Genomic DNA, 10,335 nt, shown 5'->3' on the forward strand with positions numbered 1-10,335 from the left:
AAATAGCTAAAACTGTGAATTGTTTTAAAGACGAACTCAGGTTGTTACTTAAATGAGATTTCAAATCTGTCGAGAGCTATTTATTTTGGAAAAAAAATTTTTCGAGGGTATTTTTACTGACGTAGCAGCGCATGTTTTGACGCTGTAATTTTACTATTATTATATAATGAAGATAGATAAATTCGTTTTAGCCATTATCGGTGTAATTATTCTGGCCTGGTTTTTTCCCGGAATTGGAAGCCCGGAAAGTAGTGTGCCGCTTGATTTAATTGCAAGTATCGGTATTTCGCTGATATTCTTTTTTTATGGATTGAAACTCAGTCCGCGCGATATAAAAACAGGGCTAAAAAACTGGAAGCTGCATATCGTGGTTCAGGTAACTACCTTTTTTGTTTTTCCCTTAATTATTCTTGCTTTTCATCCGTTTATAAAAACCGAAAACGGACAAACCATCTGGCTGGCATTTTTGTTTTTGGCTGCGCTGCCGTCCACCGTTTCATCGTCGGTGGTGATGGTTTCAATTGCAAAAGGAAATATTCCGGCGGCCATTTTTAATGCCAGTATTTCAGGACTGATCGGGATTGTTATTACGCCACTTTGGATGGGACTATTTTTAACCCAAACCACTATTGATTTTAACCTTGGCGAAATTTATTTCAAACTGCTTACCGAAATTCTACTGCCTGTTATTGTCGGTGTTTTTCTGCAGCGTTTTTGGGGCGATCTGGCTCGAAAGAATAGTCGCTATCTAACTTTGTTTGATAAATCGGTGATCCTGCTGATCATTTTCAAAAGCTTTTCACATTCATTCGAGAACAAGGTGTTTAGCGCTGTTGACGCAGTCGACCTTTTTCTGATAGTAACGGCTGTTATCATCCTTTTTTATGCGATTTATTTCCTAACGCTTAAAGTTTCGCAGCTGCTGCGATTTAATATTGAAGATCAGATAACCACACAATTTTGCGGAACAAAAAAGTCGTTGGTACACGGAACTGTTTTCGCCAAAATATTGTTTCAGCAATCGGCAGCTACCGGAATAATGTTACTGCCAATTATGATTTTCCACCCCATACAAATACTTATAATCAGTTTTGTGGCTTCTAAATTAGGAAAGAGAAAATGAGGAGGATCGATTATTTGTGTTCAAGCGTAAACCACTTGTTCAACAATTCCTGATCGTCTTTTTCATCTTTGTGCCAGAACGAGTTGGTGCGGTTGACGTAGTTATAATCTTTTTCGTATTCTTTAATGTTCGAAATAATATCATTTAATGCTTCGATCATAGTATCAACTTCCTCGTCGGTCATCGTCGGGTGAAGCGACCAGCGCACCCATCCCGGTTTATCCGACAGGTCGCCATGGTTGATTTTATCGGTAATTTCCTCCGACTGCTCCAGCGAAACCTCCAACAAAAAGTGTCCGTATGTTCCGGCGCAGGCACAACCTCCGCGGGTTTGAATACCGTATTTATCGTTCAGCAAACGCACCAACAGGTTGTAATGAATTCCTTCAACGTAAAAGGAAATTACACCCAGCCGGTCGCGTACGTTGTCGGCCAGAATATTTAATCCTTTTATGGAATCGAGTCCTTTAAAGGCACGTTCAAGTAGTTCTTCTTCGCGTTTGCGGATATTTTCAATCCCCATCTGGTCTTTCAAATCAAAACAAAGTGCTGTGCGTATCGATTGCAGAAAGCCGGGAGTTCCACCGTCTTCGCGGGCTTCAATATCATCAACATATTTGTATTTTCCCCACGGATTTGTCCAGTCAACAGTACCGCCACCCGGATTATCAGGAACGGTATTTTTGTACATGCTGACATCAAAAACAATTACGCCTGATGAGCCGGGACCTCCCAGAAATTTATGAGGCGAAAACATAACGGCATCCAGTTTTTCCATCGGGTCTTCGGGGTGCATATTTATTTCGTCGTAAGGTGCCGAGGCCGCAAAATCGATAAAACAAACACCGCCGTATTCATGCATGATTTTCGCCATTTCGTGGTAAGGTGTGCGTACTCCGGTTACATTCGAGCAAGCCGTAAACGAACCAATTTTAAACTTGCGGTCTTTATATTTTTCCAGGGCTTTACGCAGGTTGTCGGTGTCAACCAGTAATCCTTCGCCGGGTTCAACAACTACCACGTCGGCACTGGTTTCGTACCACGATGTTTGGTTGGAATGGTGTTCCATGTGCGTAAGAAAAACCACCGGCTTTTCGCGCTCGGCGATACAGGTTTTGCCTCCAACTTTGCCGCAGTATTTTAATCCTAGAATCCGCTGGAATTTGTTGATTACAGCAGTCATCCCGAAACCGGCAGTTATAATAATATCATTTGGCCCGGCATTTACATGTTGTTTTATCAGCTGATGCGATTTATGGTAAGCATGCGTCATGCGTATTCCGGTTTCGCTGGTTTCGGTGTGGGTGTTGCCCACATAGGGGCCAATTTCGTCGGTAATCATACACTCAATAGGGCGGTACAAACGGCCACTGGCAATCCAGTCACCATAATTTATTTTCATTATGCCATACGGCGTTTCAAACTCCTGATCGATCCCAACAATATTTTTCCTGAATTGGTTAAAATATTTTTCCAAACTTGCCATAAATCACTTTTTATTGAAAGACACAAAATAAGCTACTTCGAGTGACAAAATGTAGGGAAAAAATCATAACCATGCTACTTTTTTGATTTTACTATTCTAAGGAAAATATTTATAAATGTCTTTTCTGTGGAGAAAACGTTTAAGAATAATGGTATCGCCGATTTTTGAAAATCCAATCCGAAAATTTCCTATTCTTAACCGGTAATCGTCATTCGGGGAATGTAATTTTTTGATATTTGGGATATCGGAAAGTGATGATGCGTTCTGAAAACTGTTAATCGACTCTTTGAGAAGTGCTTTATACTGAGGATATTTTTTTGAATCTTTTATAAACTGTTTGGAGTATTGGATTTTCATTCATCCACCCATTTGTTAAATGCATCGGTTTCCGGCTCTTCAGCAACACGCTGGTCGCCATCTTGCATGGCATTATAAATTGCCGCATCTTCTTTTTCATCATCAACAACAAAATGTTTAATGTTGAGTTTGTCGGCAAGATCGGTGAAAACTTTAAGCTGCTTTCGATTTAATTTTAATACCAGTTCCATAATTCAAAATTAGGACAAAAAGGTGAGAATTAAAAGTGCAAGTATGCCTTAATAACACTCATTAGAATGTGTTTTCTGTCAAATCGTCACAAAAAACGAATGGCACAGCGTTTGACTCTTGGCGGACGTAAAAATTGATAGTAAAATTTAAAATATAGAAAAATGCAAACAGGAAAAATTGGAGTAACCAGCGAGAATCTTTTCCCAATTATTAAAAAGTTTCTCTATTCTGATCACGACATTTTTTTGCGTGAGATTGTATCAAACGCCGTTGATGCAACACAAAAACTAAAAACACTTGCCGGAAAAGGTGAATACAAAGGCGATGTAAGTGAGGCTAAAGTAGTTGTAAAACTGGATACCGAAGCCAAAACAATTACTGTTTCGGATAATGGTATTGGGATGACTGCCGAAGAGGTGGAGAAGTACATCAACCAGATTGCTTTTTCGGGAGCCAACGAATTCCTTGATAAATACAAAGACGACGCCAATGCAATTATCGGCCATTTCGGATTGGGTTTTTACAGTTCGTTTATGGTGTCGGAGAAAGTGGATGTAATTACAAAATCGTATAAAGATGGATCACAGGCGGTAAAATGGAGCTGCAACGGAAGTCCTGAATACGAACTGGAAGAAATAGAAAAAGAAGACGTAGGAACCGACATTGTAATGCACATCAGCGAAGAGGAAAAAGGTTTTCTTGATGATGCAAAAATTTCGGAGATACTGAATAAGTACTGTAAATTCCTTCCTGTTCCGGTAGTTTACGGAAAGAAAAAAGACTGGAAAGATGGTAAACAGGTTGACACTGACGAAGACAATCAGATTAATGATGTTGCTCCGGCCTGGACAAAAATGCCGGCTGATTTAAAAGACGAGGATTACAAAAACTTCTACAGGAAATTGTACCCAATGGGCGACGAGCCCTTATTCAATATTCACCTGAATGTAGATTACCCGTTCAACCTGACCGGTATTTTGTATTTCCCAAAAATCAAAAACAATTTCGAGGTTCAGAAAAACAAGATCCAGCTATACTGCAACCAGGTTTTTGTTACCGATTCGGTTGAGGGAATCGTTCCTGAATTTTTGACATTGCTGCACGGTGTGATCGACTCTCCGGATATTCCGTTGAACGTATCGCGCTCGTACCTGCAGAGCGATTCGAATGTGAAAAAGATCAGCAGCCACATCAATAAAAAAGTGGCCGATCGTTTGCACCAGATCTATAAAGACAACCGCGAAGATTTTGAAAGCAAGTGGGACGATCTGAAGATCTTCATCGAGTACGGAATGTTGACCGAAGAGAAATTCAACGATCGTGCAATGAATTTCTTCCTGCTGAAAAATACCGAAAGCAAATATTTTACCTGGGAAGAGTACGAAAAACTGGTAAAAGAAAACCAGACTGATAAGGATAATAATACGATTTACCTGTACACAACTAACGTTGAGGAGCAATTCACTTTTGTTGAAGCGGCGAAAAACAAAGGTTACGATGTGCTGATTTTGGATGATGTGTTGGCGCCTCACCTGATTAACAAATTTGAGCAGAAATACACCGACAAACGTTTTGTACGTGTTGACTCTGATGTGGTTGAAAACCTGATTAGAAAGGAAGATGCCGCAAAAGAAGAGTGGACCTGGGAGCAAAAACAAGAATTGTCGCCGGTGTTTCAGGCAGTTTGCCCGCAGTCGAACACTCATACTTACATTGTTGATTTCCAGGATTTGGGTGAAAACGGTTCGCCGATGGTAATTACCCGTAACGAGTTTATGCGCCGGATGAAAGATATGAGCGCCGCGCAGGGAGGAATGAGCATGTATGGCGATTTGCCCGATTCGTTGAACCTGGTAGTAAACACGGCTCACCCATTGGTGAAAAAAGTGTTGGATGCAAAAGACAAAAAACTGGGTAGCAAACTGGAAGAAATGACAGGAAAGATTTCTGCTCAGAAAGAGGAAATTGCTGCTATGGAGAAAGCAAAAGAAGGTAAGAAAGATGAGGAAATTCCGGCAGCAGATAAAGAAAAGCTGCAAACACTAAATTCGGAACTGGCAAAACTTGAGGAAGCAAAACGCGAGGAGCTGGCCGGATTTGGTAAAAAGAATAAACTGGCAAAACAAATGGTTGATTTGGCGCTGTTGGCCAACGGCCTGTTAAAAGGTGCCGATCTTGATCAATTTGTGAAGCGCAGTGTTGAACTGATTAAGTAGTGTGAGAAGTCCGTCAAACTGACGGATAGGTGAAGGGAGAGTGAGTAAAACGTCGGTCCGTCAATTGACGGATTGGCGTTTGTTTTTTTGTTGCTCGCAGATTACGCAGATAGCCGCAGATATAAACTTAAAGCCCCGGTCTGTATATTCTTTACGAATACGGACCGGGGCTTTTCGGTTTTCTTATTTCTTTTTCCGCGCAATCCGCACAATCTGCGAGAAATTATTCCCCGTCAGCAAAATCCTGCAGATAGGAAAATTTCTCGGTTAACGCACCATCTTTTGTAATAGAAGCGCGTTGGATAATTCCGTCGGTATCTTCGCCAAATAAACTTGGGAATACTTTTTCGATGAGGTTACGCCCGAAATCAAGCGATGCGTCTTTCGGCAGCTCGCAAGGCAGGTTATCCACCGCCTGAACCGACACGTTGTTCGGATTCGAGAAAGCCTCTTCCAATTCTCCGGTTTGCAGATTATAATCGTAAAACGGGTCGGCAATTGTTGCGGCACGTTTTGTAGACGGAATGGAACCTTCAATATCGCAGGTAATATCCGAGATCACTCCAATGCGGAATTTATCTTCTTTCATCTCTTCAGCAGTAAAAAGCACCGGTGATTTTGGATCCCAGTAAGCCGATGCGATCAACATATCGGTGGCTTCTGCAAACGGGTGAAAGCTATTCTCGTATAGGGTCGGGTTATTGAAAAAATGCATCAGGTCAAACGGTTCTCCATCAATACGTTTTGCATAATTTCTTGGCAGCAACTGCACATAAATGGCTTGTTCCGGCTCCTCATCATTTAAATAAGCCTCGGGCGAAACCCGCATAATATTCATGTGGTTCAGAATCTCCAAAACACCCTGTGCCACACGTCCGTCGCCTGTAAGTGCTATTTTTATTGGTGGCAGATTTACCTCGTCGAGGTGTTGCAACATTTCCTCGAGGTCTTCGCATTCGTGCGCCGGTTTCAGGTCAAACAAATCGTATTTCAAGCCAAAAGCACGGAAGCCGTTGTAAGCGCCAACCAGGCCGGCAAAACGACCAAACCCGATGATGCGGAATCCTTCTATGTCAGTCAACACTTCGTAATCAACCAGCTGAATATTTTTTTCTAAAACGGTTTGTAACAACTTACGGTTATACGCTTGTTTTTTTATCGTGTGCGAGAAAAACAGGTACGTTTTTCCGGGCAGAAAATCCTCGATACGAACTTCTTTTACACCCAGTAAAACATCGCAATCCGAAAGATCTTCCTGTAATGGAATCCCCAAAGCACTGTACTCTTCGTCTTTATAACTTCGTATGGGGCTGGGTTGAACAACAAGTGAAACATGCGGAAATGTTTGTTGCACTTCCACACATTGTTGCGGGGTTAACGGAACACGCTTATCGGGAGGTGTTTTCCCTTCTCTCAGAATACCTATTATCATGGATTTGAAATTTTTCCGAATGTACGAAAATTTAAATATTCGGATACAAAACACGCGAACAATGCCCGAAAAGAAGTGGCAGTTGAATTGGCGATCAAAACAGAATCACTATTTTTAGCTGCAAATCAACTAAACTAACTAAATAGCAAAACATGACTATCAAAATTATTTCACAACGAATTTTAATCCTTGTTTTAGTTGCTTTCACAGGTTTTGGTTGTGCCAATCAGCAGAAAGAAGAAAGCAAACAGCGACCAAACATTGTCTTCATCATGAGCGACGATCACGCTTTTCAGGCTATTAGTGCTTATGGTGGTCCGTTGGCCAAACTGGCGCCAACTCCAAATATCGACCGGCTGGCCGAGGGCGGAATGCGTTTTAACCAGTGTATGGTTACCAACTCCATTTGCGGTCCGTCGCGGGCAACCATTCTGAGTGGAAAATACAGTCATTTAAATGGTTTTATTGATAACACCGGAGGCTCGCATTTTGATTTTAGTCAGAATTCGTACGCTAAAGTGCTGCAAAAGGCCGGCTATAAAACGGCGGTAATTGGCAAAATGCACCTCGGCGGTACGCCAACCGGTTTCGACTATTTCGATATTCTTCCGGGTCAGGGGCGTTATTACAATCCAACGTTTATAAACCAGGAGGGCGAGTACAAAATGGAAGGGTACACCACCGAAATTATTACCGATAAAACAATTAACTGGTTGGAAAGTGAGAAAGAATCGGAGCAGCCTTTTATGGTTATGATGTGGCATAAAGCACCTCACCGTGCGTGGGAGCCCGGACCAAATGAACTGGGAATGTACGAGAACACCACTTTTCCGGAGCCGGAGACATTGTTTGATGACTATGACACCCGCGATGCCGCTGCAAAAAATAACATGTCGATTGCGAATACGATGTTTATCGATCGCGATTTGAAAATGACCGATCAACCCCGCGCAGGCTACACCGAAGAGCAACTGGAGCAGTGGAATGCCGTTTATCAGCCCATTTACGAAAAGTTCAGGGAAGAAAACCCTACCGGAAAAGAATTGGTGCGATTTAAATATCAGCGCTACATGCGCGATTATCTGGCATGTATTTCGGCTGTGGATAAAAGTGTTGGAAAATTGCTCGATTACCTTAAAGAATCGGGTTTAGATAAAAATACGATCGTTATCTATTCGTCCGATCAGGGATTTTATCTGGGCGAGCACGGTTGGTTTGATAAACGCTGGATGTACAAAGAATCGTTAAATACGCCACTGCTGGTTAGCTGGCCCGGAGTAATTGAAGCCGGATCGGTGAACAACGATTTAGTTTCGAACCTCGATTTTGCCGAGACGCTGATTGATGTTGCCGGTGCCGAAATTCCGGAAGAAATGCAGGGCGAAAGTCTGCTGCCGGTTTTAAAAGGCGAAACTCCTGCCGACTGGCGCGACGCACATTATTATCACTACTACGAACACCCGTCCGAACATGCGGTTATGCGCCACTACGGAATTACCACCGATAAATACAAACTCATTCACTTCTACTACGATATCGACGATTGGGAATTGTACGATCTGGAGAAAGATCCGATGGAAATGAATAATATTTACGATGATCCGGCTTATGCGGATGTTCAGGCACAACTACATGTTCAGCTGGAAGAATTGCGCAAAAAGTATGGTGACAACGATGAGCTGAACCAGAAATTTATTGAGGAGTACAAGGAAAAGGTAAAAGCCAATCCGCGAATTGAATACTGGAAATACTGGTAGCAACAAACACTTTCATCATCTACTGCGCTATACTGTATAGATGTTCAAAAACAGTCTCAAAAAAACAGATCGTTGCTGTTGATCAGCTAAATTTATAAATCGTTAGCACTTTTTGAGATTCTAATAACTAAAACAATAACCAATGAGTCAAAAATCGCTTACTCTTGTTTTGCTGACCATGTTCGCGTGTTCAGGAATCCTGAAAGCACAACAAACATTTTCTGTATCAGTTGACGAAGTAAAAAACGGAAAAGTCAAGGTAGAACCTGCCATTCCGGCTGATGGGAAAGTAGCCGAAGGAACGGTACTTACCATTTCGGCCAAACCCGATAAAAACTATGCACTGGATGCGGTTTACTATTCGGTAAAAGGAATGTGGGGCGATATGTATCACGAATGTATGGCATCGTCGTACGAGGTGGTGATCAACCAGGATACAAAACTGGGGGCTTCGTTTATCGAAAAAGATGAAGTAAACCACCTGATGGTGGCTCAAAATATTCCGTATGCCAAACCAGGCGTTAAACAATTAAAATACGATGTATTTGCCCCTGAAGGTGCCCGTAACCTGCCTTGTATTATTATCATTCATGGGGGAGGCTGGATTTGGAATACCGAAGATATTATGCGCGGAATGGCCCGCGAATTAACAAAAGACGGCAAATATGTTGTTTTTAGTATTGATTATCGTTGGGCAGGAAACAGCGATGGCGACGAGGTTGGAAATACCATGGCCGACATCATTGGTGATGTGTTTGGCGCCATTGCCCACATTATGGAACACGCAGCAGATTATGGCGGCGACCCAACCCGAATTGCTGTAACCGGCGACAGTGCGGGCGGTCATTTATCGGCAGTGGCCGGAACCATGCCCAACAAAATTGGCGATGGTGGTTTTGGCAGAACCGAAGGCGTGTTTGAGTTTATGCCGTCGTATATCCCGAAAAATAAAACGGTTGACCAGGTGCGTACTGAAATGATGGCAGCCATTAAAGCGGCGGCTCCGAGTTACGGTGTATTTGGCAGCGACCGACTGAATCATTATTCCGAAGATCCGAAAGCCGACGATACCTGGAAAGAAGCAATTGCACCATTGAGCAATATCCCGAATGCAGAGGAGCGTAAAATTCCGCATTACCTTACCCGTGGAACAAAAGACGGCTTGATACCCGACGATGGCGTTAAACGTTATGTTGATGCACTGGTGGAAGCCGGACAACGTGTGCAGTATGTACAGGTTGGTGGTGCCGGACATGCTTTCTTCGATTGGAAACCGGACGACCGGACCAAAGCAACATTTAAAAAATACGGTATTTATTATATCAACGAAATGGAGACTTTATTCAATTCGGTGTTTTATCCGAGAAACTAACTAACGCTAATAATACCACAGGCAGTTTATTCTCATTATGAAACGAGCATAATAAAAAACGTCACCCTTGGGATAATAGTTAAAGTTATGCGAGTTCCATCTTATGCCTTTAATAACAAGCAATTTTAATAAGATGAATAAGCTGCTTTTTTTGTGTTCAACATGTTGAAATTTGTATCTTGCTCCATCAACGAAGTGATACTAAATATTTAATTATGAATTTCCGGAAATCTCAACTATTAGTAGTTATTGCAGTAATTTTAACGGCAATTTCGTGTAAGCAAAAACCAAAAGAGGTAAATAACGAATTTACCGGATCGGCAAGTTGTATCGAGTGTCACGAGAACTTCTATAAGCTGTGGGAACCATCGTATCACGCACAGGCAATGATGCCGATAAA

Annotated in this window: 8 protein-coding genes and 1 pseudogene; 5 read left to right on the forward strand and 4 right to left on the reverse strand. The window is 42.1% G+C overall.

Annotation, left to right across the window (positions count from 1 at the left end):
- Positions 1-166: 166 nt before the first annotated feature.
- Entirely contained in the window at positions 167-1,123 is a 957-nt protein-coding gene (locus ABZB17_RS03180) for a bile acid:sodium symporter family protein (RefSeq protein ID WP_372648069.1), read from the forward strand.
- 10 nt (positions 1,124-1,133) lie between these two features.
- Here the strand turns inward: ABZB17_RS03180 and ABZB17_RS03185 are convergent, their stop codons facing one another.
- The 3 genes from ABZB17_RS03185 to ABZB17_RS03195 all read right to left on the reverse strand — a co-directional run bounded on the left by ABZB17_RS03185 (position 1,134) and on the right by ABZB17_RS03195 (position 3,157).
- Positions 1,134-2,609, reverse strand: a complete 1,476-nt coding sequence (locus tag ABZB17_RS03185; RefSeq protein ID WP_372648070.1) for an aminotransferase class V-fold PLP-dependent enzyme — start codon at positions 2,607-2,609, stop codon at positions 1,134-1,136.
- Between the two features lie 96 nt (positions 2,610-2,705).
- Positions 2,706-2,966, reverse strand: coding sequence for a type II toxin-antitoxin system RelE/ParE family toxin (locus tag ABZB17_RS03190; RefSeq protein WP_372648071.1), 261 nt, complete (start codon positions 2,964-2,966; stop codon positions 2,706-2,708).
- Positions 2,963-3,157 carry a hypothetical protein gene (locus ABZB17_RS03195; RefSeq protein ID WP_372648072.1) on the reverse strand — a complete coding sequence of 65 codons (195 nt, stop codon included), beginning with the start codon at positions 3,155-3,157 and terminating at the stop codon, positions 2,963-2,965. Before ABZB17_RS03195 ends, ABZB17_RS03190 begins: the two co-directional genes overlap by 4 nt.
- Positions 3,158-3,319: 162 nt before the next feature.
- Here ABZB17_RS03195 and htpG point away from each other — a divergent pair, with 162 nt between their 5' ends.
- Positions 3,320-5,374: a molecular chaperone HtpG gene (gene htpG / locus ABZB17_RS03200; protein WP_372648073.1), complete on the forward strand. Its 2,055-nt coding sequence runs from the start codon at positions 3,320-3,322 to the stop codon at positions 5,372-5,374.
- Positions 5,375-5,597: 223 nt separating this feature from the next.
- Here the strand turns inward: htpG and ABZB17_RS03205 are convergent, their stop codons facing one another.
- Positions 5,598-6,806, reverse strand: coding sequence for an NAD(P)-dependent oxidoreductase (locus ABZB17_RS03205; protein ID WP_372648074.1), 1,209 nt, complete (start codon positions 6,804-6,806; stop codon positions 5,598-5,600).
- A gap of 152 nt (positions 6,807-6,958) precedes the next feature.
- Here ABZB17_RS03205 and ABZB17_RS03210 point away from each other — a divergent pair, with 152 nt between their 5' ends.
- The 3 genes and pseudogenes from ABZB17_RS03210 to ABZB17_RS03220 all read left to right on the forward strand — a co-directional run.
- Complete coding sequence (locus tag ABZB17_RS03210; RefSeq protein WP_372648075.1) at positions 6,959-8,563, forward strand: sulfatase; 1,605 nt, start codon at positions 6,959-6,961, stop codon at positions 8,561-8,563.
- Positions 8,564-8,705: 142 nt separating this feature from the next.
- Positions 8,706-9,935 (forward strand): alpha/beta hydrolase, encoded by a 1,230-nt coding sequence (locus ABZB17_RS03215; protein WP_372648076.1) that lies wholly within the window; start codon positions 8,706-8,708, stop codon positions 9,933-9,935.
- Positions 9,936-10,150: 215 nt separating this feature from the next.
- Positions 10,151-10,335, forward strand: a pseudogene (locus ABZB17_RS03220) (hypothetical protein); the annotation flags it as partial.

This window comes from Draconibacterium sp., assembly GCF_041583095.1.
In the GTDB taxonomy this organism is placed as follows: domain Bacteria; phylum Bacteroidota; class Bacteroidia; order Bacteroidales; family Prolixibacteraceae; genus Draconibacterium.

Bases quoted from the DNA above. Each gene is read 5' to 3' on its own strand.
- ABZB17_RS03180 (WP_372648069.1), top strand. From the start codon at position 167: ATGAAGATAGATAAATTCGTTTTAGCCATTATCGGTGTAATTATTCTG.
- ABZB17_RS03185 (WP_372648070.1), bottom strand. From the start codon at position 2,609: ATGGCAAGTTTGGAAAAATATTTTAACCAATTCAGGAAAAATATTGTT.
- ABZB17_RS03190 (WP_372648071.1), bottom strand. From the start codon at position 2,966: ATGAAAATCCAATACTCCAAACAGTTTATAAAAGATTCAAAAAAATAT.
- ABZB17_RS03195 (WP_372648072.1), bottom strand. From the start codon at position 3,157: ATGGAACTGGTATTAAAATTAAATCGAAAGCAGCTTAAAGTTTTCACC.
- htpG (WP_372648073.1), top strand. From the start codon at position 3,320: ATGCAAACAGGAAAAATTGGAGTAACCAGCGAGAATCTTTTCCCAATT.
- ABZB17_RS03205 (WP_372648074.1), bottom strand. From the start codon at position 6,806: ATGATAATAGGTATTCTGAGAGAAGGGAAAACACCTCCCGATAAGCGT.
- ABZB17_RS03210 (WP_372648075.1), top strand. From the start codon at position 6,959: ATGACTATCAAAATTATTTCACAACGAATTTTAATCCTTGTTTTAGTT.
- ABZB17_RS03215 (WP_372648076.1), top strand. From the start codon at position 8,706: ATGAGTCAAAAATCGCTTACTCTTGTTTTGCTGACCATGTTCGCGTGT.